Annotated in this window: 30 protein-coding genes; 14 read left to right on the forward strand and 16 right to left on the reverse strand. The window is 63.2% G+C overall.

Going from position 1 to position 23,336, the window contains the following annotated elements:
- Positions 1-40 precede the first annotated feature (40 nt).
- From MTX21_RS13820 to MTX21_RS13835, 4 genes are all read right to left on the reverse strand, one after another.
- Positions 41-1,660, reverse strand: coding sequence for a DHA2 family efflux MFS transporter permease subunit (locus tag MTX21_RS13820; RefSeq protein WP_280965353.1), 1,620 nt, complete (start codon positions 1,658-1,660; stop codon positions 41-43).
- Entirely contained in the window at positions 1,657-2,817 is a 1,161-nt protein-coding gene (locus tag MTX21_RS13825; RefSeq protein WP_280965354.1) for an HlyD family secretion protein, read from the reverse strand. Before MTX21_RS13825 ends, MTX21_RS13820 begins: the two co-directional genes overlap by 4 nt.
- Positions 2,818-3,007: 190 nt before the next feature.
- Complete coding sequence (locus tag MTX21_RS13830) at positions 3,008-3,163, reverse strand: hypothetical protein (protein WP_280965355.1); 156 nt, start codon at positions 3,161-3,163, stop codon at positions 3,008-3,010.
- A gap of 27 nt (positions 3,164-3,190) precedes the next feature.
- Positions 3,191-3,565: a PRC-barrel domain-containing protein gene (locus MTX21_RS13835; RefSeq protein WP_280965356.1), complete on the reverse strand. Its 375-nt coding sequence runs from the start codon at positions 3,563-3,565 to the stop codon at positions 3,191-3,193.
- 208 nt (positions 3,566-3,773) lie between these two features.
- Between MTX21_RS13835 and MTX21_RS13840 the strand changes: the two genes are divergently transcribed.
- From MTX21_RS13840 to MTX21_RS13860, 5 genes are all read left to right on the forward strand, one after another.
- A complete protein-coding gene (locus MTX21_RS13840) occupies positions 3,774-4,001 on the forward strand; it encodes a hypothetical protein (RefSeq protein WP_063705953.1) in 228 nt (75 codons plus the stop codon).
- Between the two features lie 94 nt (positions 4,002-4,095).
- Positions 4,096-4,650 carry a DUF4142 domain-containing protein gene (locus tag MTX21_RS13845; RefSeq protein ID WP_280965357.1) on the forward strand — a complete coding sequence of 185 codons (555 nt, stop codon included), beginning with the start codon at positions 4,096-4,098 and terminating at the stop codon, positions 4,648-4,650.
- A 90-nt stretch (positions 4,651-4,740) separates the two neighbouring features.
- Entirely contained in the window at positions 4,741-5,325 is a 585-nt protein-coding gene (locus MTX21_RS13850; RefSeq protein WP_280965358.1) for a phosphatase PAP2 family protein, read from the forward strand.
- Complete coding sequence (locus tag MTX21_RS13855; RefSeq protein WP_280965359.1) at positions 5,322-5,669, forward strand: DUF3147 family protein; 348 nt, start codon at positions 5,322-5,324, stop codon at positions 5,667-5,669. The genes MTX21_RS13850 and MTX21_RS13855 overlap by 4 nt, the downstream gene beginning before the upstream one ends.
- Positions 5,669-6,157 (forward strand): hypothetical protein, encoded by a 489-nt coding sequence (locus MTX21_RS13860; protein ID WP_280965360.1) that lies wholly within the window; start codon positions 5,669-5,671, stop codon positions 6,155-6,157. The genes MTX21_RS13855 and MTX21_RS13860 overlap by 1 nt, the downstream gene beginning before the upstream one ends.
- On the opposite strand, the gene MTX21_RS13865 is transcribed toward MTX21_RS13860, so the two are convergent.
- Positions 6,128-6,322 (reverse strand): hypothetical protein, encoded by a 195-nt coding sequence (locus MTX21_RS13865; protein ID WP_280965361.1) that lies wholly within the window; start codon positions 6,320-6,322, stop codon positions 6,128-6,130. The two genes, MTX21_RS13860 and MTX21_RS13865, sit on opposite strands and share 30 nt — an antisense overlap.
- A gap of 320 nt (positions 6,323-6,642) precedes the next feature.
- Between MTX21_RS13865 and MTX21_RS13870 the strand changes: the two genes are divergently transcribed.
- Entirely contained in the window at positions 6,643-6,900 is a 258-nt protein-coding gene (locus MTX21_RS13870) for a hypothetical protein (protein ID WP_280965362.1), read from the forward strand.
- A 148-nt stretch (positions 6,901-7,048) separates the two neighbouring features.
- Here the strand turns inward: MTX21_RS13870 and MTX21_RS13875 are convergent, their stop codons facing one another.
- The 3 genes from MTX21_RS13875 to MTX21_RS13885 all read right to left on the reverse strand — a co-directional run bounded on the left by MTX21_RS13875 (position 7,049) and on the right by MTX21_RS13885 (position 7,785).
- The gene (locus tag MTX21_RS13875) at positions 7,049-7,255 is read right to left on the reverse strand and encodes a hypothetical protein (protein WP_280965364.1); all 207 of its coding nucleotides are present in this window, start codon (positions 7,253-7,255) and stop codon (positions 7,049-7,051) included.
- A gap of 83 nt (positions 7,256-7,338) precedes the next feature.
- The gene (locus MTX21_RS13880; protein ID WP_280965365.1) at positions 7,339-7,470 is read right to left on the reverse strand and encodes a hypothetical protein; all 132 of its coding nucleotides are present in this window, start codon (positions 7,468-7,470) and stop codon (positions 7,339-7,341) included.
- 120 nt (positions 7,471-7,590) lie between these two features.
- The gene (locus tag MTX21_RS13885) at positions 7,591-7,785 is read right to left on the reverse strand and encodes a hypothetical protein (protein ID WP_280971046.1); all 195 of its coding nucleotides are present in this window, start codon (positions 7,783-7,785) and stop codon (positions 7,591-7,593) included.
- A 96-nt stretch (positions 7,786-7,881) separates the two neighbouring features.
- On the opposite strand from MTX21_RS13885, the gene MTX21_RS13890 reads away from it, so the two are divergent.
- Positions 7,882-8,394, forward strand: coding sequence for a DUF4142 domain-containing protein (locus MTX21_RS13890; protein WP_280965366.1), 513 nt, complete (start codon positions 7,882-7,884; stop codon positions 8,392-8,394).
- Between the two features lie 5 nt (positions 8,395-8,399).
- On the opposite strand, the gene MTX21_RS13895 is transcribed toward MTX21_RS13890, so the two are convergent.
- The gene (locus MTX21_RS13895) at positions 8,400-8,693 is read right to left on the reverse strand and encodes a hypothetical protein (RefSeq protein WP_280965367.1); all 294 of its coding nucleotides are present in this window, start codon (positions 8,691-8,693) and stop codon (positions 8,400-8,402) included.
- A gap of 276 nt (positions 8,694-8,969) precedes the next feature.
- Between MTX21_RS13895 and MTX21_RS13900 the strand changes: the two genes are divergently transcribed.
- Positions 8,970-15,269, forward strand: a complete 6,300-nt coding sequence (locus tag MTX21_RS13900; protein WP_280965368.1) for a HAMP domain-containing protein — start codon at positions 8,970-8,972, stop codon at positions 15,267-15,269.
- A gap of 13 nt (positions 15,270-15,282) precedes the next feature.
- The gene (locus tag MTX21_RS13905; protein ID WP_280965369.1) at positions 15,283-16,773 is read left to right on the forward strand and encodes an HWE histidine kinase domain-containing protein; all 1,491 of its coding nucleotides are present in this window, start codon (positions 15,283-15,285) and stop codon (positions 16,771-16,773) included.
- On the opposite strand, the gene MTX21_RS13910 is transcribed toward MTX21_RS13905, so the two are convergent.
- Positions 16,770-16,991, reverse strand: a complete 222-nt coding sequence (locus tag MTX21_RS13910) for a hypothetical protein (RefSeq protein ID WP_280965370.1) — start codon at positions 16,989-16,991, stop codon at positions 16,770-16,772. The genes MTX21_RS13905 and MTX21_RS13910 overlap by 4 nt on opposite strands.
- Positions 16,992-17,155: 164 nt before the next feature.
- Between MTX21_RS13910 and MTX21_RS13915 the strand changes: the two genes are divergently transcribed.
- Positions 17,156-17,416: a hypothetical protein gene (locus MTX21_RS13915; RefSeq protein WP_280965371.1), complete on the forward strand. Its 261-nt coding sequence runs from the start codon at positions 17,156-17,158 to the stop codon at positions 17,414-17,416.
- Between the two features lie 96 nt (positions 17,417-17,512).
- Positions 17,513-17,749 carry a hypothetical protein gene (locus MTX21_RS13920; protein ID WP_280965372.1) on the forward strand — a complete coding sequence of 79 codons (237 nt, stop codon included), beginning with the start codon at positions 17,513-17,515 and terminating at the stop codon, positions 17,747-17,749.
- Positions 17,750-17,902: 153 nt separating this feature from the next.
- Here the strand turns inward: MTX21_RS13920 and MTX21_RS13925 are convergent, their stop codons facing one another.
- The 3 genes from MTX21_RS13925 to MTX21_RS13935 are packed head-to-tail and all read right to left on the reverse strand — an operon-like array spanning position 17,903 to position 18,585.
- Positions 17,903-18,103, reverse strand: a complete 201-nt coding sequence (locus MTX21_RS13925) for a hypothetical protein (protein ID WP_280965373.1) — start codon at positions 18,101-18,103, stop codon at positions 17,903-17,905.
- 60 nt (positions 18,104-18,163) lie between these two features.
- Complete coding sequence (locus MTX21_RS13930) at positions 18,164-18,349, reverse strand: hypothetical protein (RefSeq protein ID WP_280965374.1); 186 nt, start codon at positions 18,347-18,349, stop codon at positions 18,164-18,166.
- Positions 18,350-18,366: 17 nt separating this feature from the next.
- Positions 18,367-18,585, reverse strand: a complete 219-nt coding sequence (locus tag MTX21_RS13935; RefSeq protein WP_280971047.1) for a hypothetical protein — start codon at positions 18,583-18,585, stop codon at positions 18,367-18,369.
- Positions 18,586-18,699: 114 nt separating this feature from the next.
- Here MTX21_RS13935 and MTX21_RS13940 point away from each other — a divergent pair, with 114 nt between their 5' ends.
- Both MTX21_RS13940 and MTX21_RS13945 read left to right on the forward strand, forming a co-directional pair.
- Entirely contained in the window at positions 18,700-18,894 is a 195-nt protein-coding gene (locus tag MTX21_RS13940) for a DUF3072 domain-containing protein (RefSeq protein WP_280965375.1), read from the forward strand.
- A gap of 86 nt (positions 18,895-18,980) precedes the next feature.
- Positions 18,981-19,235, forward strand: a complete 255-nt coding sequence (locus MTX21_RS13945) for a DUF6496 domain-containing protein (protein ID WP_280965376.1) — start codon at positions 18,981-18,983, stop codon at positions 19,233-19,235.
- Between the two features lie 83 nt (positions 19,236-19,318).
- Here the strand turns inward: MTX21_RS13945 and MTX21_RS13950 are convergent, their stop codons facing one another.
- The 3 genes from MTX21_RS13950 to MTX21_RS13960 form a co-directional block, all read right to left on the reverse strand.
- Positions 19,319-19,681 carry a hypothetical protein gene (locus tag MTX21_RS13950; RefSeq protein ID WP_280965377.1) on the reverse strand — a complete coding sequence of 121 codons (363 nt, stop codon included), beginning with the start codon at positions 19,679-19,681 and terminating at the stop codon, positions 19,319-19,321.
- A gap of 288 nt (positions 19,682-19,969) precedes the next feature.
- Entirely contained in the window at positions 19,970-21,511 is a 1,542-nt protein-coding gene (locus MTX21_RS13955) for a Do family serine endopeptidase (RefSeq protein WP_280965378.1), read from the reverse strand.
- Positions 21,512-21,642: 131 nt separating this feature from the next.
- Positions 21,643-22,530, reverse strand: coding sequence for a transporter substrate-binding domain-containing protein (locus MTX21_RS13960; RefSeq protein ID WP_280965379.1), 888 nt, complete (start codon positions 22,528-22,530; stop codon positions 21,643-21,645).
- Between the two features lie 111 nt (positions 22,531-22,641).
- Between MTX21_RS13960 and MTX21_RS13965 the strand changes: the two genes are divergently transcribed.
- Positions 22,642-23,328: a GntR family transcriptional regulator gene (locus MTX21_RS13965; RefSeq protein ID WP_280965380.1), complete on the forward strand. Its 687-nt coding sequence runs from the start codon at positions 22,642-22,644 to the stop codon at positions 23,326-23,328.
- Positions 23,329-23,336: the final 8 nt, after the last annotated feature.

Here is a 23,336-nt window from a genome sequence, read left to right on the forward strand (position 1 = left end):
TACGCAACGGCATCAGCATCGGGCGTTGCAGCCCGCTTCCTCAATGCCCCCGCGCCGGCGCGTGCAGGTCGATCGGGCGCAGCACCGCGGCGGTCGGGATCATCAGCGCAGCGATGATGGCGAGTGTCCAGAACACGTCGATATAGGCGAGGAGGTCGACCTGCTGCTGCAAGGTCTTGCCGACCCAGGCGATCGCTTGCGACGCGGCGTCCGTCGCGCTGGAGCCTTGCGCCTGGAAGAAGCGCGTCATCGCGTCGATGGTCTGCTGGTAGCCGATATCGGACGGCGCGACGTGCTCGATCAGCCGGCTTTGATGGAATTGCTGGCGTTGGGCCAAGAGCGTCTGCGCCAGCGCAACCCCCATCGAGCCGCCAATATTGCGCGCGACATTGATCAGGGCGGAGGCCTGGTTGGTCTTCTCGGGTGGCAAGCCGTCATAGGACGCCGTCGTCACCGGAAGGAACAGGAAGGGAAGAGCGACCGCGAGATAGATCCGCGCCATCGCGGCATAGCCGTAGGTGATGTCCCCGGTTAGCCCGGTCAAATGCCACATGGAAACTGCGGCAACCGCAGCGCCGAACATGATCAGATATTTCGGCTGCACTATCGTGACCAGTCGTCCCGCCACCGGCATCAACATCATCGTCACGACGCCGCTCGGTGACAGCACCAATCCCGCGAGCATGGCGGTATAGCCGAGCTCAGTCTGCAAAAGCTGCGGCAATAGCTGCGTCGTTGAGATCAGCACCGCAAACGTAGCGAGCATAACCAGGAAACAGGCTCCGAACTGCCGCCTGCCGAGCAGGCGGATGTCAATTATCGGATCATCCCGCATCAACTCCCATGGGATCAACGCGAGCAGGCAGAAAGCGGCAAGCAGTGCAAAGGACAGGATCATGTTCGATCCAAACCAATCATTGCGTTGGCCTTCGTCGAGGACGAATTCGAGCGCACCGAGGCCGATGGCAACCAGAATGAACCCGACATAGTCGACCCGAAGCCCCCTGCTCAACAGCTCCGCTCTCTCCTCTTCCGCGCCTGACGGCTCCTTGACCAGCGCGCCGACCAGGAACAGCGAGACGAGGCCCATCGGCACGTTAATCAAAAACACCCAGTGCCAGGAGTAGGTATCGGTGATCCAGCCGCCGAGCGTCGGACCGATCACCGGCGCGACCACGACTGCGACGCCATAGATCGCAAACGCCTGACCGCGTTTTTGCGGCGGAAACGAATCAGCGAGGATCGCCTGCTCGCTGGTCGCCATTCCGCCGCCGCCCAGCCCCTGCAGAATGCGGAACAACACCAGCGCCTGCAAATTCCAGGCAAGGCCGCAGAACAACGAAGCAACCGAGAAGGTCGCAACGCAGATCATGTAGAAGCGTTTGCGCCCCAGCACGGTCGAAAGCCACCCCGAGATCGACAGCACGATGGCGTTGGCGACGAGATAGCTGGTGATGACATAGGTGCTCTCGTCTAGACCGACGGCGAGCCCGCCCGCGATGTGGCGCAGCGCGACGTTGGCGATCGTGGTGTCGAGCACCTCCATGAAGGTCGCGATCGAGACGACGAAGGCGATCAGATAGGGATTGTGCCCGCCGGCCGCCGAGCGCTCCGGCGACCAGCCGCCGGCGGACGCGCCGCCTTGCGAGATATCCGTCATCGCACCTTCGTCCAGGGCACGACCGACATGCCGGGACCGACCGGCAGGTCGGCCGGCCAGTTGTCGACCACAATCTTCACGGGCACGCGCTGTACGACCTTGACGAAATTGCCTGTGGCATTCTCCGCCGGCAGCAGGCTGAACGCAGTGCCCGAGCCGGGCTGCACCGATTCCACGTGGCCCGTCAGCTTGTGCCCGGGATAGGCATCGATGCGGATCTCGACCGGCTGGCCCGGCCGCATGTCGTCGAGCTGGGTTTCCTTGTAGTTGGCGACGATCCAGACCTCGTCGGGCACGAACATCATCAGGCTCTGCCCCGCCGCGACGAACGTACCCTTGGCGCCGCTGAGCTTGACGACGCGGCCGGACTGCGCCGCGACGATACTGGTATATTCCAGGTTCAGCTTGGCCTGATCGAGCTGCGCCTGCGATTGCTGGAGCTGCGCTCTTACGCCCTCGAGCTGGGCCTGAAGAGTCTTGATGCCGACTTCCGCCGCGGTCACCGCTGTCTTCGCGCGCTCGGTATTGGCCTGCTGCGCCAAAAGATCGGAGCGGGTCTGTTGCTGGCGCTGTACGGTGCCGGCGCCCTTCTCGACGAGGTCTTCAGCGCGCGAAAACTCTTCCTGGGAGAACTGGAGCTGGGCCTGCGCCTGTTCGAGCTGGGCCTTGGCCTGCTTGATCTGCTCCTGTTGTGAATCGATCTGCGCCTCGACATTGGCGATGTTCGCTTTCGAGACCTCCACCTGCGCCGCAGCCTGATCGACGGCGATCCGGTAGTCGCGCTCATCGATCTTGGCCAGAAGATCACCGGCATTGACATGCTGGTTGTCCGTGACCGGGATATCGGTCACATAGCCGCCCACCTTCGAGGCCACGGAAAAGCTGCGCGCCGCGACGAAGGCGTCATCGGTGGATTCATAGTGGCGGATCTGGAGCCAGTAGACCAAACCGCCCGCCAGCGCGGCAAGCAGAACGATCGCGCCGACCGTGGCGAGCAGCCAATTCTCGCGAAGCCGGTAGCGCAGCGATGGCGTCTTCGCCTGCTCTTGCGACCGGTCTGCGCCCTCGCGGGATCTATCGGATACAGTCCTTGGAGCTTCCTTCGTCCTCTGCGGCTGCTCCGCGGACGGCCCATGCTCCCGGGTTTGAGCATCCACGGTGAACACCTCTATCGGGGATTGAACCGGCGCCAACCGGGCTGAACCAAGCTCGCGCCCCCGGGGCGTAACCGCAACGCCAAAACATCGTTCCGACGTCTGGAGCACCGCAGGCATTCGTGAATGCGCTGCTCAAAAAAAGCGCGACACTCTGAGTGCCGCGCTGTTCATGCCATGAAGACGCCTTGCGTCAATGCGTCTTGCTCTCATGCCACTTTTCGAGGTCCGGTTTTGCTTTCGACCTCTGCTCCTTCTCCGGCTTCTCCTCCCAGGGCTTATTCGTCTGGGAGTGCGATCCCCAGTCGTTCTGCTGCCGGGGATCGTCGTTGGGCCGTTCCTTGCTCATCAGATCCTCGCACTTAGCCCTCAAGCGCTATGCGACCGGAACACCATAATAGGCGTTGATGCCGCGCAGCGCAGCGTCATCGCCCCAGTTCCAGTCGCTCCGCTCTCCGTATTTCGGCGCGCCTTCCAGCGCTTTGGCGGTGATTCCGGTGACGTAGCCGCCGAGCTCGGGATCGTATTTCAATGATTGCCAGGGCAACGGATAGTGATCATTGCCGAGCCCCAGAAACCCGCCGAAGCCAAGTACGGCGTAGGACACCTTGCCGCTGATCTTGTCGATCATCACGCGTTCGATCGAACCGATCTTGTTGCGATCGGCGCCATAGACCGATGTTCCCTCGACCTTGTCGCTGCCGATCAAGCGGCCTGTCTCGCTTCGGTCCAGTTCGCCTTGGTCCATCATCTCGATTCTCCACTCAGCCTTGGTGTGAACCAACCGGGTACACGCGCGATCGTTCCGAAAGCCGGTTCCATGCGCGATCGGGAACATCGCCGGGAAAGCGCGGTTCTCTGATTTCAATGGCGGAAAATCGGGAGCCGCCCGCGATGTCACAGGCGGTCTCCGACTTCATCGTTCAGCGTCTGCATCCGAGAAAGAAGTGAGGTGAACCATGAGCGATTTCCGCGACATCCAGCATGGCGTCAACGACCCCGTCGACGGTGTCGACGTGAAGCGGCAATTCAACGACAACAAGACGCCGCATGAGCGGGCACAGCGCCATGCCGACGTGCGTGCCGAGCCGACGGCCTCGCCGAGCGAGCCGTTTCTCCCCGAGGGACTTCGGCGCAAGCCGACCGATCCGATCAACCCGCGCACCGGTCGCAACCCGACGGACTAGGCGTTTGGAACATCGACCTCCGGTGCGTGTTGGTCGCCGCAAACATCGCGCGGCGCAGAGCGGCCGCGCCGCCGACCCGTGGAAGGATCGAGCCATGAAACGAACCATCATTGCCTTGAGCTGCGTGCTTCTCGCCAGCCCGGTGCTCGCCCAGTCGCTCGGCGAAAAGACTGGCGTCAATTCGGCGCTCGGCGTCGCGCCGACCACCACCGACTTCGTCAACGAGGTCGCGATCAGCGACGTCTTCGAGATCGAGTCGAGCAAGCTCGCCGAGCAGAAGGGCAATGCGCAGGAGAAATCCTTCGCACAGCAGATGGTGACCGACCACACCAAGACCAGCAGCGAACTAAAGGGCCTGATCGGCAACGGTAAGATCCAGGCAACGCTGCCGACGACGCTCGACAGCTCGCACCAGAGCAAGCTCGACAAGCTCAAGAGCGCGACGGGTAAGGATTTCAGCTCTGACTACGATTCCTATCAGGTCAGCGCGCACGAGGACGCGGTCTCGCTGTTCGACCGCTACGCCAAGGGCGGCGACAATGCCGAATTGAAGGACTGGGCCGGCAAGACGCTGCCGGCACTGAAGCATCACCTCGACATGGCCAAGGAGCTTGGCAAGGCGCCGACCGTCGGCCAATCGAACAGGTAAGCCGAATACGCAGCCCGCCCGCCTGGGAACGATCATTGTCTCCCGGGTTTACAAAATCGTCATGGAGGATATTTCGCCGACCGCAGACCGATGGCGCTCGCAACAGTCAAACCCACTCGGATTGATAGTGTGATCGCGAATGAGATCGCGGACCACACCAACTCAAGGCTCGAGCGCACCGCCCAGACGCTGACATGGGCCGCCGACGAGCATGTGCTGCTCGCGTCGGCCGCAGCGGGTTGGCTCTACACCCAGCTCCGTCGTCCAGACGATCGTCCCGTTGCAAATCACGTCCTGACGGTTTCATTGGCGGCAACGGTGCTGCCGCACGTGCTGAAGTCCGTGTTCGATCAGACCAGGCCGGACCGGCTGATGGTTCGTGCCCATTTGCGCGGTGTTCCCTTCTCCGGACGATCCCGCGATGCATTTCCCTCCGGTCATGCCGTACACATGGGTGCACTCGCTTCTGCCGCCGGCCTGCTTCCAACAGGACCGCGCCGACTGGTCCGCACCGTTGCGGTAGGGCTCTCGCTGACGCGCGTCACGCTGCTCGCACACTGGACGAGCGACGTGGTCGCCGGCTTTGCACTCGGCATCGTCGTCGAAAGGCTGCTGCGACCCTGGACGCTGACGAGGCCGCGCCGCGAGCACCCTATTCCGCGAGCAAGACCATGACCGAATATCTCTTACGCTTCATCGCCGGTGGCGTGATTGTCTCCGCTTTTGCGATCCTCGGCGATATGCTCAGACCCAAGAGCTTCGCGGGCCTGCTCGGCGCGGCGCCCTCGGTCGCGTTGGCGACGCTCGGCATCGCGGTCGTCCATCATGGCGCAGGCTACGCGGCGGCCGAAAGCTGGACCATGATCTATGGCGCCGTGGCGCTCGCCTGCTACTGCCGCGTCGTGTGCCAGTTGCTGATGCGATTTCGCCTCCCTGCGCTGCCCGCCACCATCGCCGCCTTTGCCGTGTGGCTTGCGATCGCCTTCGGCCTGCTCGCCGGCTTCGGAGGCGCCGCCTGATGCTCGTCAAGCTGTCATCGTCGTCGCTGAAGCAGACTCATTGGTACGAATACGCCACTCGCTTCGTACTCGGTGGGCTGGCGACGATCCTCGCCGGTGCAGTCGGCGCGCGGTTCGGCGTGTCGGTGGGCGGGCTGTTCCTCGCGCTTCCCGCCATCTTCTGTGCCAGCGCGACATTGATCGAAAGCCATGAGCGGCGCGCGAAGGAGAAGGCCGGGCTCAGCGGACGGCGCCGCGGACAGAAGGCGGCGGCGCTCGATGCCGCGGGTGCGGCCCTCGGCAGTATCGGTCTCGTCGCATTTGCCGCTGTTTTCCACATCACCGTCACGGCGAGCATCGCCGGTGCCTTCGTTGCCGCCCTGTCGACCTGGGCCGCGGTTTCGGTGACGGCCTGGTGGCTCAGGCGAAAACTGCGTACCGTCTCCCATCATCCGCGCCGATCGAACCATTGGTCCCGATCAGCGGACAACCCTCGCCTGTCCCCGTAGCGACAGGAATTTATGCATCTCCGCCGCAGCCTGGAGCTGCTCGATCCGCCTCGCCGCGGCGTCCCGCTCCTTCCCCAGTGGCAGGCTCGCAAGCTTGCGCTCGAGCCGTTGCCGCTGCGCGTCAAGACGCTGCTCGAATGTGTGTGGCTCAGACCGCTGTCTCATCTCGTGTCCTCGGGGGCTGCAGACCGGGACTGTTGGCCCAGCGCTCCAATTGCTCGATGACCTTTCGATGGCTTTCACGTAGCGGCTTCGGCGCTTCCGGTTCGTCGGAAAGCTTGCGGGGTAACCTGACTTCTTCCGTCATCACATCTCTCCCGTTACCCCAAAAGATGCACCTCCCCTCTCCTGTGTTGCAATATCTTAAGTTATTGATTTTCCTTTTATTTTTTACTAATTTAGCATCGCTATCGTATCCTGTGGAACTCCGGCCAAATTGGTTGGTTGAGTAAACCACTCAACCCGCACATTTTGCGTGATTGACGATGAACGATCTTCGCGCCGACCGTCTTCAGGTCATGCTCTCGCCGGACGAGCTGGCCGCCATCGACGACTTCCGGTTCAAGCATCGCATGCCGACCCGCGCGGCCGCCGTCCGCGAGTTGCTCAAGTTCGGACTTGCCGCCGCCAGCGTCGATGCGGCGGCGGGCACCAAGTCGAGTGATTTTGGGGTGTTCGGCCGAGGCCCCGAAGGACACACGCCGGCCAATGGCGATCACGACAGTAACGACGAGTCCGCCTGAGACGGAGCCCACGAATAGGAGCGCTTAACCAAACGGCCCCGGCACCGGGAGTGCCAGGGCCGCCCTTGGAGATTGCTTCCGGAGCACCGGGGGCATGACAGCCGGAAGCAATCAGTCGACTCCTGATGCGCGTAATTGTTCCTCGCAACTAGCCAGTCGGCGCGTCGCCCGAATCATCCGACGACATGCCTGAGCCCGGTGTCCTGTTGTTGTCATTGAGCTTGGGATCGCGTGTCGCCTCGCGCGACGGCGAACCCTTTGGATCGGACTTGTGCACAGTCTGTGCGCGCTGCTTATCGCGCGGCTGATCCTCCGCCCTCTTGTCCTTGACGATGCCGTGGTCGGAATGCGCCATGATGTTCTCTCTCGTCTCTGCTGATCTCTTGCAGCGCCCTACGCGCCGGGGCGTCGAAGGTTCCGGTCACGCCCTTCGCCGCGCTAACTATGCACCGCGTGCACCGGCGCAGGCGTATGCGCCAGATGCATCTGCCGGACCGTCGTTACCGTCGCGAAGGCGACCGAGACGCCAAAGGCGAGAACGAGGGAGAGAAGGGCCAGACGTGGAGCCATAAGGAAATCCTCCTTCTGGAGTCGAAAAATCAACGCGATCGACCATTCCACGATGATTGTCGGTTGGTCGCCGTCACTCCGTGCGCGGTCTCACACGCAGATTCACGAAAACGAGAGCGCTCAGGCATCCTGCTTTCGGGGGACGCGGACCGTCACGGGCGGGATTTCGCCATCGAGCCAATCCTGCTCTTCGGCCAGCGCCATCCAGGCCTCCGCCATGCGCGTATAGCGCTTATGGGCGGGTTGTCCTTCCGCACGCTCGGCAAGATGCAGGCAGTTCTCGGCGTTATCTCTGAAAATGTCGGATTGCTTCATGGAAAGCACGTGGGCACGGAACCCATGCTCCGCAACGGGTCTTACCGGATCGTAACGTTTGCGGGAACTTCGCGCGAGACGCGTCATTAGACATCCATGCGAATTCTCCTTGCGATAGTCCTGCTGTTCTTCAGCACTGCGGTGTTCGCCGACAGCACCGGCGAGCGGATGCGCGGCGATCGCACGCCGACTGCAACCGACGTCATCAGCGGTCTCTACGCATTCAGCCGCTTCCAGCAGGGTCTCCTGGAGAGTACCGATCTGAAGGGCAACGCAGAGGTCAAAAATCTCGCTGCGCTGCGCGCCGAAGAGGCGACCAAGCGCGACAGGACCCTGAAGGACATTCAACAGACGATCGGCGCCGAGCCGCACGTCGGCAAGACAACGCTCGCCGGTGCAAGCCTGGCCGCGCCCGAAAATTCAGACGGACCCGCCTACGTCAGAAGTTTCTACGCGGCCCAAATCCCTGAATATGAATCCGCCCTCGCCCTGCTCGAGCACTATCTGCGGGCGCCCGACAATACTGCGCTTGCAATCTTCGCCCGCGAGCACCTGCCGATCCTGCGTTCGCAGCTAAAAGACGCGGAGCGCACCATGGCCGACAAGTAACAGATCTATTTATCCTGCGGATGATGCTGCTGGCTCTCCGGCCGCATCCTACGGTCGGTCTCGGGCATCTTGTCCCGGCCCTGATCGGCATTGTCATCCTTGCCGCCGGACGTCGAAGTGCCGCTGCCGCTTCGACTCGGCTTGGTCACTGCGCCGGTGGTCGGGGATTCCGCCCGCGGGGTCGCAGAGCTGGCGGCGGGATCGCCGGTCGTGGCACCGCGACCGCTGGGTGTGCCCTGCGCGAGCACCGATCCGGCGGCAAGCAACGTAAGGACGAGAGCGGAAAATCCGGCTTTCATACGAGCTCTCCCTTTATCTTGCGGGCTAACAGCAGCCCCTGTTCCTACGTTCCGAACGCGGCAGCCCGGGCGGGCTCCGGTCCGAGGGCCGATTTTTGTTGGAACCGGGAAGGAACCAATTATGCGGACAGCCGTTAATTTCACCGGGCTGAGCGAGGCAGGTTCCATTTTCCTGCGACGCAAGGTTGCTGCTTGATTTGGAATTTGGCTGACGTTCTATTTCGGATACTGCGTCTGGACCGGATTCGGCGACGTAACCGGCGGGGGGAATTGAGAATGAGCGACCTTGATCCCGGAGCTACATCACGGTCCGGTCGTCGCACCCCGAAACGGACGTCCAACGGCACCTCGGAGCCCGACTCTCGGCAGGAATTGCTGCTCGCGCTGCAGGCCGTGCGCAGCGGCGATTTCTCGGTGCGAATGAGCGGCGACTATCTCGGCATCGACGGCAAAATCGCCGACACTCTTAATGAAATCATTGCTGCCAACCAGCGCATGGCGCAGCAGCTCGAACTGGTCGGGCAAGTGGTGGGGCGCGAAGGCAAGACGCGCCAACGCGTGAAATTTGGTCTCGCCAGCGGCTCCTGGGCCGACATGGAAGGTTCGGTCAACACGCTCATCGACGACCTGTTGTGGCCGACGCGCGAGGTAACGCGCGCGGTCGCGGCGGTTGCACAAGGCGACCTGCTACAGACCGTCAAGCTCGACGTCGAAGGCCGCCCGCTGCGCGGCGAATTTTTGCAGTCGGCGACCATCGTCAACACCATGATCAAGCAGCTCGGCGTGTTCACCTCGGAGGTGACGCGCGTGGCGCGCGAGGTCGGCACCGAAGGCAAGCTCGGCGGCCAGGCGCAGGTGCCAGAAGTGACCGGCGTCTGGAAGGACCTGACCGAGAGCGTCAACTCGATGGCGAACAACCTGACCAACCAGGTTCGCAACATCGCCGAGGTGACGATCGCGGTCGCCAACGGCGACTTGTCCAAGAAGATCACCGTCGACGTCCGCGGCGAGATTCTTCAGCTCAAGGAAGCCATCAACACGATGGTGGACCAGCTCCGCTCCTTCGCCTCCGAAGTCACGCGCGTCGCGCGTGAGGTCGGCACCGACGGCAAGCTCGGCGGCCAGGCAATCGTGCCCGGCGTCGCCGGCACCTGGAAGGACCTCACCGACTCCGTGAACGCGATGTGCGGCAACCTGACCGCGCAAGTGCGCAACATCGCCAACGTCACCACGGCCGTGGCGCGCGGCGACTTGTCCCGCAAGATCACCGTCGACGTGCGCGGCGAGATCCTGGAGCTGAAGGACACCATCAATACCATGGTGGACCAGCTCAACTCGTTCGCGTCGGAAGTCACGCGCGTCGCACGCGAGGTCGGCACCGAAGGCAAGCTCGGCGGCCAGGCGCAGGTTCCCGGCGTCGCCGGCACCTGGAAGGACCTCACCGACAACGTCAATTTCATGGCGTCGAACCTGACCGCCCAGGTCCGCAACATCGCCGACGTCGCCACCGCGATCGCCGGCGGCGACCTCTCCAAGAAGATCACCGTGAACGTGTCGGGCGAAATCCTTCAGTTGAAGGAAACGCTGAACACGATGGTCGACCAGCTCAACGCCTTTGCCGGCGAAGTCACGCGCGTCGCGCGTGAGGTCGGCACCGACGGACGGCTCGGCGGCCAGGCCAACGTGCTCGGCGTTGCCGGCACCTGGAAGGACCTCACCGAGAGCGTCAACTCGATGGCCTCGAACCTCACCGCGCAGGTCCGCAACATCGCCGAGGTGACGACGGCAGTCGCAGGCGGCGACCTCTCCAAGAAGATCACCGTGGACGTGCGCGGCGAGATCCTGGAGCTGAAGGACACGATCAACACGATGGTGGACCAGCTCAACGCCTTCGCCGGCGAAGTCACGCGCGTCGCACGCGAGGTCGGCACCGAAGGCAAGCTCGGTGGTCAGGCTCAGGTGCGCGGCGTCGCCGGCACCTGGAAGGACTTGACCGACTCGGTCAACTCGATGGCCTCGAACCTGACCGGCCAGGTCCGCAACATCGCCGAGGTCGCGACCGCCGTGGCGAAGGGCGACCTGTCGAAGAAGATCACCGTGAACGTGTCGGGCGAGATCCTTCAGTTGAAGGAAACGCTGAACACCATGGTCGACCAGCTCAACGCTTTTGCCGGCGAAGTGACGCGCGTTGCTCGCGAGGTCGGCACCGAAGGCAAGCTCGGCGGCCAGGCCGAGGTGCCCGGCGTCGCCGGCACCTGGAAGGACCTCACCGACTCCGTGAACTCGATGGCGGGCAACCTCACCGCCCAGGTCCGCAACATCGCCGAGGTCGCAACAGCGATCGCCGGCGGCGACCTGTCCCGCAAGATCACCGTGGACGTACGCGGCGAAATCCTTCAGCTCAAGGACACGCTGAACACGATGGTCGACCAGCTCAACCGCTTCGCAGGCGAGGTGACGCGCGTGGCGCGCGAGGTCGGCACCGAGGGTCGTCTCGGCGGCCAAGCCAACGTGCCGGGCGTCGCCGGCACCTGGAAGGATCTCACCGATAGCGTGAACTCGATGGCGGGCAACCTCACCGCCCAGGTCCGCAACATCGCCGAGGTGACGACCGCCGTGGCGCGCGGCGACCTGTCGCGCAAGATCACCGTCGACGTGCGCGGCGAAATCCTGGAGCTGAAGAACACCATCAACACGATGGTGGACCAGCTCAACGGCTTTGCCGGCGAGGTGACGCGCGTTGCCCGCGAGGTCGGTACCGAAGGCAAGCTCGGCGGCCAGGCCGAGGTGCCTGGCGTCGCCGGCACCTGGAAGGACCTCACCGACAACGTGAACTTCATGGCCTCGAACTTGACGGCCCAGGTCCGCAACATCGCCGAGGTCGCGACCGCGATCGCCGGCGGCGACCTGTCCAAGAAGATCACCGTGGACGTGCGCGGCGAAATCCTTCTGCTGAAGGACACGCTGAACACGATGGTCGAGCAGCTCCGCTCCTTCGCCGCCGAAGTGACGCGCGTCGCCCGCGAGGTCGGCACTGAAGGCCGCCTCGGCGGCCAGGCCGTCGTGCCCGGCGTCGGCGGCACCTGGAAGGACCTCACCGACAACGTCAACCTGCTCGCCGCGAATCTTACCACGCAGGTCCGCAACATCGCCGAGGTCACCACCGCCGTGGCACGCGGCGACTTGTCTCGCAAGATCACGGTCGATGTGAAGGGTGAAATCCTCGAGCTGAAGAACACCATCAACACGATGGTGGACCAGCTCAATGCGTTCGCCGGCGAAGTGACGCGCGTTGCCCGCGAGGTCGGCACCGAGGGCAAGCTCGGCGGCCAGGCGCAGGTGCCCGGCGTTGCCGGCACCTGGAAGGATCTGACCGACACCGTCAACTTCATGGCGGCGAACCTGACCGAGCAGGTGCGTGGCATCGTCAAGGTCGTGACCGCGGTAGCCAACGGCGACCTGAAGCAGAACCTGACGGTGAAATCGAAGGGCGAAGTCGCAGCACTCGCCGACACCATCAACAACATGACCGAAACGCTCGCGACCTTCGCCGACCAGGTGACGTCGGTGGCGCGCGAGGTCGGCGTCGAAGGCCGGCTCGGCGGTCAGGCCAACGTGCCCGGCGCCGCCGGCACCTGGAAGGATCTCACCGGCAACGTCAACCTGCTCGCGGCCAACCTCACCTCGCAGGTGCGCGCGATCGCGGAGGTGGCGACCGCAGTGACCAAGGGCGACCTGACACGGTCGATCCAGGTCGACGCCCGCGGCGAGGTCGCGGAGCTGAAAGACAACATCAACACGATGATCACGAACCTTCGTCTCACGACGGACGTGAACACCGAGCAGGACTGGCTGAAGACCAATCTCGCCAAATTCACCAACATGCTCCAAGGCCAGCGCGACCTGACCACCGTCGGCCGGTTGCTGCTGACCGAGCTGTCGCCGCTGGTGAACGGGCATACCGGCGTGATCTACCAGGTCGAGAACGAGGACAATCCGCAGCTCCTGCTGCTCGCCTCCTACGCCAGCGACGGGGTCTATCCGTATCAACGCGCGTTGCAATTCGGCGAAGGCCTAATCGGCCAGTGCGCACTCGACAAGCGGCCGCGCTTGGTCGCTGACATTCCCGCCGACGTGGTGCCGATCAACTCGGCGCTGTTCCGCGTCGCGCCGAAGAATCTCGTCGTGCTGCCGGTGCTGTTCGAGGGCCAGGTCAAGGCCGTGATCGAGCTTGCCTCGCTCACCTCGTTCACGACGTCGCAGATGACGTTCCTGGAGCAGCTCACCGACTCCATCGGCATCGTGCTCAACTCGATCGAGGCGACGATGCAGACCGAAGGTCTGCTCAAGCAGTCTCAACAGCTCGCCGGCGAACTCCAGACCCAGCAGCGCGAGCTGCAACAGACCAACGACCAGCTCGAGCAGAAGGCGCAGCAGCTCGCCGAGCGCAACGTCGAGGTCGAGCGCAAGAACCAGGAGATCGAGCAGGCCCGCCGCGCGCTCGAGGAAAAGGCGACCGAGCTCGCGCTGACATCGAAGTACAAGTCCGAATTCCTCGCCAATATGAGCCACGAGCTGCGCACGCCGCTGAACTCGATCCTGATCCTCGGCCAGCAGCTCACCGACAATCCGGACGGCAATCTCTCACCCAAGCAGGTCGAATTCGCCCGCACCATCCACGGCGCCGGCACCGATCTGCTCAACCTCATCAGCGACATTCTCGACCTCTCCAAGATCGAGTCCGGCACGGTGACGGTCGAGGCCGAGGAGATTCTCACCGCGAACCTGCTCGAGACGGTTGGGCGGCCGTTCCGGCACGAGGCGGAGAACCGCAACCTGTCGTTCAACATCGACGTCGATTCGAACCTCGCGCGCAGCATCGTCACCGACTCCAAGCGCCTGCAGCAGGTCTTGAAGAACCTGCTCTCCAACGCCTTCAAATTCACGGCAGAAGGCGGCGTGCGGCTGAAGGTTGCCGGCGCACTCGGCGGCTGGAGCACGGATCATCCCTTGTTGAACGCCGCGCCGGCGGTGATCGCGTTCGAGGTAACCGATAGCGGCATCGGCATTCCGCTGGAGAAGCAAAAGCTGATCTTCGAGGCGTTCCAGCAGGCCGATGCCGGCACCAGCCGCAAATACGGCGGCACCGGCCTTGGCCTTGCGATCAGCCGTGAGCTCGCAAGCCTGCTCGGCGGCGAGATCCACCTGCGCAGCGCGCCCGGCAAGGGCTCGACCTTCACGCTCTATTTGCCGCTCAAATATTCTGGCCCGACGCTGGCGCCGCGCGCTGCCGCGCCTGCACCGCAACAATACAGCCAGCCGCCGGCGTTGCAGCCGACGGCGCCCGAGCAGCAGCGCGCCATCGAGCAGCTTCCCGACGACCGGCTCAATCTCGAGCCCGGCGATACCATCCTGCTGATCGTGGAGGACGATCCGCACTATGCGCGCGTACTGGTCGACCTCGCCCGCGACAAGGGCTTCAAGGTGCTGGTCGCCGCCCGCGGTGCCGAGGCGCTCGAGCTTGCCAAGCAGTACCAACCGACGGCCGTCTCGCTCGACGTGTTCCTGCCGGACATGCTCGGCTGGACGGTGCTGAGCCAGCTCAAGCACAACCCTCTGACGCGCCATATTCCGGTGCAGATCATCACGCTCGACGAGGACCGCCAGCATGCGCTGGCTCGTGGCGCCTTCTCCTTCGTCAACAAGCCGACGACGACCGAGGGCGTCTCCGCCGCGCTGACACAGATCAAGGAATATGCACGGCCGCGGCGCAAGCGGCTCCTGATCGTCGAGGACAACGAGGCCGAGCAGCTCTCGATCCGCGAGCTCCTGCATCACGACGACATTGAGATCGTGGCGACCGACACCGGCGCCGGCGCGCTCTCGACGCTGCGCGAGCAGCCCTGCGACTGCGTGGTGCTGGACCTGCGGCTGCCCGACATGAGCGGCTTCGACGTGCTGGACGAGATCCGCAACGACCAAATGCTGTCGAACATCCCCGTGGTCGTATTCACCGGCCGCGAGCTCTCGGCGGAGGAGGATGCGGAACTGCACACCATGGCGCGCAGCATCGTGGTCAAGGGCGTGGAGTCACCGGAACGCTTGCTCGACGAGACCGCGCTGTTCCTTCACCGCGTCATCACCGAACTTCCGGTCGAAAAGCAGCGCATGCTGGAGAAGCTGAACAGTTCCGACGAGGACCTGGTCGGCAAGACCGCGCTGCTCGTCGACGACGATGCCCGCAACATCTTCGCGCTGTCGAGCGTGCTCGAACGGCGCGGCATGAAAGTGCTGACGGCGACGACCGGCAGCGAGGCGGTGACGCTGGTCGATTCCAACCCGGAGATCGCGATCGTGCTGATGGACATCATGATGCCGCAGATGGATGGCTATCAGACCATCGGCGTGATCCGCGAGAACCCAGCCTTCTCCCGCGTGCCGATCATCGCGCTCACGGCAAAGGCGATGAAAGGCGACCGCGAGAAATGCCTGGAAGCCGGCGCGTCCGACTACCTCGCCAAACCCGTCAATACTGATCAATTGCTGCTTGCGATCCGCATGTGGCTGCATCGCTGAGTGGGATCCGCGAATGGACCACGAAAAGGTCAACATCCTCCTCGTCGACGATCAGCCGGCCAAGCTGCTCGCCTACGAGGTGATCCTGAAGGACCTCGGTGAGAACCTCGTAATCGCCTCGTCGGGCCGCGAGGCGCTGGAAGTCCTACTGAAGACCGAGATCGCAGTGATCCTGGTCGACGTCTGTATGCCTGAGCTCGACGGCTTCGAGCTTGCCGCGATGATCCGGGAACATCCGCGCTTTCAGAAGACCGCGATGATCTTCATCTCGGCGATCCAGGTCTCCGACATCGACCGGCTGCGCGGCTATGAGATGGGTGCGGTCGACTACGTTCCGGTGCCCGTCGTGCCGGAGGTGCTGCGCGCCAAGATCAAGGTATTTGCCGAGCTCTACCGCAAGACGCGCGAGCTCGAGCGGCTGAATCAGGAGCTCGAGGACCGCGTTCGCGCCCGCACGGCCGAGCTGGAAAACTCCACCGCGAAGCTGCGCGAGAGCGAGCAGCGGCGCAGCATGGCCATAGCCGCCGGCAAGATGGGATCCTGGGACTGGGACTGGATCAACGGCGACTGGATGTGGGACGAAGGCCAGTACCGCATCTTCGGCGTAACGCCAGAGACGTTCAACGTCAGCTCGGCGAACATCCAGGCCCTGCTCCACCCCGATGACGTCGATCAGTTCCGCCAGGCAATTTCTGCATTCAACACCGGTGCGCGATCCTATGAGGGCGAGTTCCGCGTCAGCCGGCCCGACGGCGAGGTGCGTTGGTGCGTCGGCACGGCGGCCGCGACGGTCGACGCAAGCGGCCGGGTGGTGCGCGTGAGCGGCGTCACCGTCGACATTACCGAGCGCAAGCTCGCCGAGGAGCGGCAGAATCTTCTGGCGCGGGAAGTCGATCATCGCGCCAAGAATGCTCTGGCGCTGGCGCAGTCGATCGTGCGCCTCACCCGCGCCGACGAGGTCAAGGCCTATGTCAACGCGGTCGAGGGGCGCATCAATGCACTGGCGCGCGTGCACACCATTTTGTCGCTGTCGAGCTGGCAGGGTGCCGAACTCTCCAAGCTGATCGAGGAGGAGCTCGCGCCCTACTCGCTCGGCGGGCAGATCAAGCTCGCGGGCCCCGAGGTTCAGTTGCTGCCTGCCACCGCACAGACGCTGGCGCTGGCGCTGCATGAGCTGTTCACCAATTCAGCGAAGTATGGCGCGCTCTCGACACGCTCGGGACGGCTCGCGATCGGCTGGCAGGTCGAAAACGACGTCCTTTCATTGACCTGGGAGGAATCCGGTGGCCCAATGGTCAGGACGCCGAAATCTCGCGGCTTTGGCACGCGGAGCCTGCTCGCCAGCGTCGAATCCCAGCTCGGCGGACATGCCCAATTCGATTGGCGTGCCGAAGGACTGCTCTGCCGGCTGGAGGTACCGCTGACGCCGAGGGCTGCAACGTCGACCTCACCAGCGCAGCTCGACGCGGCCCCCTCCGGCCAGCTTCAACGCGCGTCGGGTTAGCGCGAGGCGGCCGTCCTCATTCGCTGCACCGGACGCGGTTCGTCCGCGACGCGTCCTTCGAGCCAGGCTTCGGTTTGGGCCAGATCGCGCAACGCCTGCGCATAACGCCTTGCCGCGCGCTGCTCCGCGCCACGCGGCAGCTTGCGCGCCTTTCGCAGCATTTCGGCGGCCGCGTTGCGATAGGCTAGCGAGCGATACAGATAGACCACCTTTCCCATGATCACATGTCCCTTTTCTTTCTCCGGGACATCCTCGCAAGCCCGGCATGAACGTCGGATGAAGCCTCGCGTGACATTTCGTTCATCGGCCGGGAACTCGCCATCATCAGCCGCGTTTCCATGATCATCAGCCGCGTTTCCATGCAGTTCATGGTGGCGGTTCCATGCGCACGAAGAAAAAGCCGTCCGGCCTGATTTCCCCCACCGGTGCCATCAAGGTGATGACACATGCGATGATGGGCGCCGCGCTGGGACTGCTCTTTGGCCTGATCCTCATACTGGCGAATCCAGCGGTAGCCACCCTGCTCAACAATGGTGGAAGTCCGGCGATTTTCGGCTTCGTCATCACGCTGGTGACGACATTTGCGATCGGCGCAGCCCTGACGGGAGCCGTGTTCATTCTCGTCGAGGACAAGGAATTTTGAAGCGCACGTGGAGGGTGCGAACGCGCTTTGATCGGAACTCTTGCGAAGTGCGGAGGTTGGCTGCCTGCGTCAATCTAACTCAGGGAGTTCCCACGCATGAAGACGACCAAGCTCGCTCTCGCCGTGATGTTGGCAACCGGCCTCGCCGCCGCGCCGTTCGCAGCGCAGGCCAAGTCGCACAAGGCCAAACATCAATCGTCGACGACGTCATCGCAGACGACGGGCGCCAACATGAAGTCCAAGGGTGGCGACGTCTCCGGCCAAGGCGGTTCTGGTCCTGGATCCGACCAAGGCGGCACCATGACGAACAAGGGCATGAGCAACACCAAGTAAGCTCCTGCCGGAAAGACACGCAAAAGCCCCGCGATGACGCGGGGCTTTCCCGTTGAGCAATCAGCCGGTCTGCATCTCAAGCGGCGCTGCGCTGGAAATCGCGGATGGAGCCATCGTTCCCAATCGGGCGCGCACATGGATGTGCAGGAGTTCTCAGCGCCACATCGTCGGCGCTGCGGTCAGAGCATCCCGACCGGCCTGCCTCAAATCCTCCGGCGAGCAACGATCGCTTTGCACGGCTTCGCGCAGTTTCGCGGCGACGCGCTCGCGCGTCGCGATCGCGGAGAGCGGTACGTCGGCGCAGACCTCGTCGAGAACGGCCTGCAGCAGAGATGTCAGTTCGGCATCCGGCATCAGCGAACTCCGACGTGTCGCGTTGCGCGCACGCTTTAGCTGCTTCGGATGTCCGTGATGTTAAGCCGGGCGCCTTTCGGGATTTGTCTTGACGAGCTGATCGAGCTGCGCCCGCTTGCGCGAGATCAGGAGCTGGGCCGCCGCATGGTCCAGGCCCTCGCGCTGCAATTGGCGGACAGCGGAGCCCAGTTCGAGAATCTCCGCGCGCAGTTTCAGAATCCGGTACGTGTCCGGGTCTTCGTCCATTGCGCGCCTCCAAAGTCTCAACGGCGCGCAATCGCGCGTGCCGCTTTACCATCCTTCATCGGGCGGTGACGCATTCGGTTGGCAAGGTCGGGCAAGACATCTCCGCCGCCGGCCGCCTTCCACTCGCTGATCAAGAGATTGATCTTCCGCCGTAAGCCGATCTGCTCCAGCGCCCGTTCAGTGCAATCGCGATCGCGATTAAGGAGCTCGCGAACGGACGCCTCAACATCGGCCATCTTCAGCCTCAAGGCACTGATTTTACGTCGAATTTCATTAATTCTGTTGTCCACGGCTTGTTAGAACAAAATAAGAACATATAGTCAAGTCACGATTCAGGACGGAGAATGGACATGCAGCTTCAAGGTAAATACGACGCCAAGATCTTTCTCACGGAGCAGATGACGCGGGCTCAGGGGCTCAAGCTGAAACGGCTGAGCGAAGAGGCCTACCAGCCCGCACAATATGCGCGGGACCTCTCGTTCGCCGAAGCCGCACGACGCATTCACGCGCTGGAGGCGGAGATCGAGCTGGCGAATTCGTTCTAGGCCGCTGCGCTTGTAGACGCTTTACGCACGCTTTCGGAACCAATGTCTGCCGCGAACGGTTCTCCCTCTGCCGAAGGAGGACATTCATGGCACGCAAGGCAAAGAAACGGCGCTATTCGCGCAGCTCCGGCCAAGACGTCGAAAGTGAGGTGCGACGCTACAAGAAGGGTACCGCGAAGAGCGGCCGCGGCGGTCGTGGCGGACGCGTGAAGAGCCGCAAGCAGGCGATCGCAATCGGACTCTCGAAGGCGCGCAAGAAGGGCAAGAAGGTCCCGAAGAAGAAGACCACGAGGAAGACATCGAAGACGCGGAAGTCGTCAAAGAAGAAGCGCTCACGCTAAGACGAGATTCGGCAAGGCGCGTGAGCAGCGCGCCCCTCGCCCAAGATCGACAATCCTTCAGATCAATCGCTCAGATCACGCTGTCAGATCATGCTGCCCGGCATGAAGCAGCGAATCGAGATGCCGAATGCAGTCTTGACCGGCCACACCATGGTGCGACCGGCGAGGTTTGGCTCGGTGATCACGGCCTCGTCCGGCACCTCGACCCATTGCCCCTCGAGCCGCACCCGATAGTGTCCGTTGTGCGATTCCCAGTCGGGGTCGGCGACGGCGACACCATCGGCATCCGAACAACAGGGACCGAGATGGCTGCGCAAGCTGTCAAACCACGGCTTGAGCGGAGAATCGGTGTAGCGGCCATCGTCGCGGCTCAGCGCGCCGTGGGTACTGAGCACCACCAGCGCGATCAGCAGCGCGCCCCTGCCGAAGCCCCGCAATCGATCCATTGTCGGCACCGATCTATGTAGAAGTCCGGTTCCACAAAGCGGCAGTTCGACCGAAGTTCCGCTGCAGAACCGTCGTTCGCCCGCGAGCCGCGGTCGCAGCTCGCATCATCGCTCAAGTCAACGTGCTGTTTTGGGCGGAACCCTGTCTGAGGGGTTCCGTTAACGCGAATGTTATCGGTCCGCGCCGCCTTGCCCCGGAATTTCGACCCTGCGCCACGTCCATCACCGAGCAGGACGAATACGAAAGAGGCGGCCGTCCGGCCGCCTCCTCTTTACGATCGGATTCGTTCAGGCGAGCGGCACGGCGACAAATCGCGTGGCGTCGGCGCTCTTCACCTGCAGCAGCACACTGCGCTTGCCGGACGACTTCGCCTGCATCAGCTCCGAGCGGACGTCGCCGACATTGGCGACGGCCTTGCCGCCGACATTGAGAATGATGTCGCCGGTCTGGATTCCGCGCTGCGCCGCCGGCCCCTGCGGGTCAACCTCGGTGACGACAACGCCCTTCTGGCCTGCACCCTGCACGTCGCCGGCCGGCGCCAGGCTGAGGCCAAGGCGCGGCGTGCCGGCATTCGGCTGGGCCTTGCCTTCATCAGCTTTGTCGTTTCCGTTGGCCTGCCGCTCGTTCGGCAGCGCGCCGAGCGCGAGCGTCACCGTCTTGCTCTCGCCCTTATGCCAGACGTCGAGCTTCACCGAGCTGCCTGGCGCCATCGTGCCGATGGTACGGGCGAGGTCACGGGAGTCCTTGACCGCAGTGCCGTTGACGGCGGTGATGACGTCGCCCGCCTCGATGCCGGCCTTCGCCGCGGGGCTGCCGTCCTGCGGATTGTCGACAATGGCGCCGCTCGCCTCCTTCAGGCCAAGACTGTCGGCGATATCAGCGGTCACCGGCTGCACCTGCACGCCGAGCCAGCCGCGGGTGACCGCGCCCTTGTCCTTGAGCTGGGCGACGACGAGCTTTGCGGTCGCCGCCGGAATGTCGAAGCCGATGCCGACCGAGCCGCCGGAGGGCGAGAAGATCGCAGTGTTCACGCCGATCACGTTGCCGTTCATGTCGAAGGCCGGACCGCCGGAATTGCCCTTGTTGATGGGCGCGTCGATCTGGATGAAGTCGTCATAGGGGCCGTTGCCGATGTCGCGGCCGCTTGCGGAGACGATGCCAGCGGTCACCGTGCCACCAAGGCCGAAGGGATTGCCGACCGCGACCACCCAGTCACCGATCCGCGGCTTCTGGTCGGAGAATTTGACGAACGGAAAGTCCCTCTTGCCCTCGACCTTGATCAGCGCAAGATCGGTCTTCGGATCGGTGCCGACCACCTTCGCGGTGTAGATCGTGCCGTCATCGGTGGTCACCTGCACGGACTCGGCATGGTCGACGACGTGGTTGTTGGTCACGGCATAGCCGTCAGCCGAGATGAAGAAGCCGGAGCCCTCGCCTGTGATCATCTGGTGGCGCTGGTGCGGCATGCCATTCATCCCATTGGGGAAACGGAAGCCGAACTGTCGCGAGAACTGGTCGAACGGCGTATCCTCGTCGGACTGCATCCGGTTCTGCTGCAGCATCGCGCTCTTGTCGTTGTCCTGGTCGATCTTCACCCGCACCGAGATCACGGCGGGCTTCACCTTGGCAACGAGATCGGCGAAGCCGGTTGGCGTCGCGGCCGTCTCCGCGGCCTGCGCCGGCGCAATCAAGGAAGCATGAAAGAAAGACGTGCCCGGAGCCGTGGCCAGCACGGCAAGGCCCAGCGCGCCTACAGTGCCGAGCAAGGCGAGCCGGCGCGGCCGGAGAATGGTACGGGTTTTGGTGCCGAAATTGACGGGATCGTTCATGTCGAAATGTCCATGTTGGAAGATGTCGCCTTGCATCCAACATGGACGCCGCAACCTTACGACGTCCCGTCCACGCGATTAAATCTTGGCAAAGAACGTGCGACCGGGAGCCGCGCGCTACCGTTTCGCGATCAGACCCCCTTGTCGTTCGGCTTGGCGACCGCATCCTTGAGCGAAGCCGGCATGGGGAAGTTCAGGTTCACGTTCTTGGGTGGAATGGGTTTCGTGAACCATTTCCCGTAGAGCTCCGCGAACTGATTGCTCTTCATCATGGCGACCAGCGCCCGGTCGACCAGCCCCTTGAACTCCGGATCGTCCCTGCGGATGATCAGCCCGTAAGGCTCGGTGCGAAGGCTGTCGTCGATGATCCGCCAGTTGTCGGGAGTCTGGCTGTTGGCGATGAGCCCGGCGAGCAGGATGTCATCCATGACAAATGCCTCGCTGCGTCCGCTCGTCAACGCGAGGAAGGATGCCGCGTGGTCGGGAGAGAGGACCTGCTTGACCTGGAAATTCTTCTCCTGTCCACGCGCCAGCAACAGGCCGATCGACGTTGATCCGGTGGTCAGCGAGACAGGCTTGTCGTTCAAGTTCTCGAAGGTCTTGACGGGAGAGTCCTTTCTGACCACCGCGCGAATGCTCGAGACGAAGATGGTGTTACTGAAGGCCACCACTTTCTGGCGCTCCAATGTGTTGGTCGCCGGACCGCAGACAATGTCGATGGTCCCGTTCTGGATCAGCGGAATCTGGGTGCTGAGCTGGATCGGCTGAAACCTGGTCTGAAGCGTCGGAAGCTTGAGCTCTTCCTTCACGGCATCGACGATCCGTGCACAGAGGTCCATCGCAAAGCCGACGGGTTTCTGGTTGTCGTCGAGATAGGAAAAGGGGACCGAGACGTCGCGATGGCCGAGCCGGATTTCCCCGGCGTCCCGGATCTTGGCGAGCGTACCACCGGGAGATTGGGCGTGGGCGGGGACGGCAACCGCGGTTGCTAAGATGAAAGAATAAATCAGTCCCTTCATGGCCTTACTCCCTGACGGATATAATATCGGCATATTTTATACACACGATTGCATAATCTGCCAAATAATTTTATACAATATATAGTCCCGAGGCAGTGGAAGAGACGCCGGATGAGATCAGCAGAAGCTGCAAGACAACGAGGTCACGGCTCGACGCCCGATGCTGTCCGCGAGGCCTTGCGGCGCGCGATCAGCGCAGGCGAGCTCGCTCCCGGCTTTCAGCTCAGGCAGGACGAATTGGCCGAGCGGTTTGGCACCAGCCGCATCCCCGTGAGGGAGGCGCTGCGGCAACTGGAAGCGGAAGGCTTCGTGACCTTCCTGCCCAACCGCGGGGCGGTCGTGTCGGATCTGTCCATCGACGAGGTCGTGGAATTGCTCGAGATTCGCATCGCGCTCGAATGTCATGCGCTTCGTCTCGCAATCCCGGCCATGGGTGACATCGATCTCGATGATGCAAAGAGGATCCTTCGTTCCTACGACGAGGAGCCCGACCCGGAGAAATGGGGCGCCTTCAACTGGCGCTTCCACAAGGCGCTCTACGCCCCCTGCAATCGCCCGCGCCTGCTTGCGATGATCGAGGCGAATTACGGCCATGTGAGCCGCTTCACCCGCGCTCTCGTGTCGCGTGCGACCGGCAAGGAGCGTCCCCAGCGCGAACATTACCAGTTGCTCGAACTCTGCCGGGACGGCGAGATTGAGAAGGCCGTGCGCCTCCTCCGCGAGCACATCGTTCAGACGCAAAAGACGCTGCGATCGGCGCAGCGCCATGCGTTGCGGGACGACAAGGCCGAAGCCTGATCCGAAGG

Origin of the sequence: Bradyrhizobium sp. ISRA430 (assembly GCF_029909975.1) — a bacterium.
Lineage (GTDB): Bacteria > Pseudomonadota > Alphaproteobacteria > Rhizobiales > Xanthobacteraceae > Bradyrhizobium.

Excerpts from the sequence above, each read along its gene's own strand:
- MTX21_RS13835 (WP_280965356.1), bottom strand. The coding sequence starts at position 3,565 with ATGATGGACCAAGGCGAACTGGACCGAAGCGAGACAGGCCGCTTGATC.
- MTX21_RS13850 (WP_280965358.1), top strand. The coding sequence starts at position 4,741 with ATGGCGCTCGCAACAGTCAAACCCACTCGGATTGATAGTGTGATCGCG.
- MTX21_RS13870 (WP_280965362.1), top strand. The coding sequence starts at position 6,643 with ATGAACGATCTTCGCGCCGACCGTCTTCAGGTCATGCTCTCGCCGGAC.
- MTX21_RS13920 (WP_280965372.1), top strand. The coding sequence starts at position 17,513 with ATGAAGACGACCAAGCTCGCTCTCGCCGTGATGTTGGCAACCGGCCTC.
- MTX21_RS13945 (WP_280965376.1), top strand. The coding sequence starts at position 18,981 with ATGGCACGCAAGGCAAAGAAACGGCGCTATTCGCGCAGCTCCGGCCAA.
- MTX21_RS13845 (WP_280965357.1), top strand. The coding sequence starts at position 4,096 with ATGAAACGAACCATCATTGCCTTGAGCTGCGTGCTTCTCGCCAGCCCG.
- MTX21_RS13855 (WP_280965359.1), top strand. The coding sequence starts at position 5,322 with ATGACCGAATATCTCTTACGCTTCATCGCCGGTGGCGTGATTGTCTCC.
- MTX21_RS13915 (WP_280965371.1), top strand. The coding sequence starts at position 17,156 with ATGCGCACGAAGAAAAAGCCGTCCGGCCTGATTTCCCCCACCGGTGCC.
- MTX21_RS13875 (WP_280965364.1), bottom strand. The coding sequence starts at position 7,255 with ATGGCGCATTCCGACCACGGCATCGTCAAGGACAAGAGGGCGGAGGAT.
- MTX21_RS13950 (WP_280965377.1), bottom strand. The coding sequence starts at position 19,681 with ATGGATCGATTGCGGGGCTTCGGCAGGGGCGCGCTGCTGATCGCGCTG.
- MTX21_RS13965 (WP_280965380.1), top strand. The coding sequence starts at position 22,642 with ATGAGATCAGCAGAAGCTGCAAGACAACGAGGTCACGGCTCGACGCCC.
- MTX21_RS13830 (WP_280965355.1), bottom strand. The coding sequence starts at position 3,163 with ATGAGCAAGGAACGGCCCAACGACGATCCCCGGCAGCAGAACGACTGG.
- MTX21_RS13880 (WP_280965365.1), bottom strand. The coding sequence starts at position 7,470 with ATGGCTCCACGTCTGGCCCTTCTCTCCCTCGTTCTCGCCTTTGGCGTC.
- MTX21_RS13930 (WP_280965374.1), bottom strand. The coding sequence starts at position 18,349 with ATGGACGAAGACCCGGACACGTACCGGATTCTGAAACTGCGCGCGGAG.
- MTX21_RS13910 (WP_280965370.1), bottom strand. The coding sequence starts at position 16,991 with ATGGGAAAGGTGGTCTATCTGTATCGCTCGCTAGCCTATCGCAACGCG.
- MTX21_RS13935 (WP_280971047.1), bottom strand. The coding sequence starts at position 18,585 with ATGGCCGATGTTGAGGCGTCCGTTCGCGAGCTCCTTAATCGCGATCGC.
- MTX21_RS13940 (WP_280965375.1), top strand. The coding sequence starts at position 18,700 with ATGCAGCTTCAAGGTAAATACGACGCCAAGATCTTTCTCACGGAGCAG.
- MTX21_RS13925 (WP_280965373.1), bottom strand. The coding sequence starts at position 18,103 with ATGCCGGATGCCGAACTGACATCTCTGCTGCAGGCCGTTCTCGACGAG.
- MTX21_RS13895 (WP_280965367.1), bottom strand. The coding sequence starts at position 8,693 with ATGAAAGCCGGATTTTCCGCTCTCGTCCTTACGTTGCTTGCCGCCGGA.
- MTX21_RS13840 (WP_063705953.1), top strand. The coding sequence starts at position 3,774 with ATGAGCGATTTCCGCGACATCCAGCATGGCGTCAACGACCCCGTCGAC.
- MTX21_RS13905 (WP_280965369.1), top strand. The coding sequence starts at position 15,283 with ATGGACCACGAAAAGGTCAACATCCTCCTCGTCGACGATCAGCCGGCC.
- MTX21_RS13890 (WP_280965366.1), top strand. The coding sequence starts at position 7,882 with ATGCGAATTCTCCTTGCGATAGTCCTGCTGTTCTTCAGCACTGCGGTG.
- MTX21_RS13820 (WP_280965353.1), bottom strand. The coding sequence starts at position 1,660 with ATGACGGATATCTCGCAAGGCGGCGCGTCCGCCGGCGGCTGGTCGCCG.
- MTX21_RS13960 (WP_280965379.1), bottom strand. The coding sequence starts at position 22,530 with ATGAAGGGACTGATTTATTCTTTCATCTTAGCAACCGCGGTTGCCGTC.
- MTX21_RS13955 (WP_280965378.1), bottom strand. The coding sequence starts at position 21,511 with ATGAACGATCCCGTCAATTTCGGCACCAAAACCCGTACCATTCTCCGG.
- MTX21_RS13900 (WP_280965368.1), top strand. The coding sequence starts at position 8,970 with ATGAGCGACCTTGATCCCGGAGCTACATCACGGTCCGGTCGTCGCACC.
- MTX21_RS13860 (WP_280965360.1), top strand. The coding sequence starts at position 5,669 with ATGCTCGTCAAGCTGTCATCGTCGTCGCTGAAGCAGACTCATTGGTAC.
- MTX21_RS13885 (WP_280971046.1), bottom strand. The coding sequence starts at position 7,785 with ATGAAGCAATCCGACATTTTCAGAGATAACGCCGAGAACTGCCTGCAT.
- MTX21_RS13865 (WP_280965361.1), bottom strand. The coding sequence starts at position 6,322 with ATGAGACAGCGGTCTGAGCCACACACATTCGAGCAGCGTCTTGACGCG.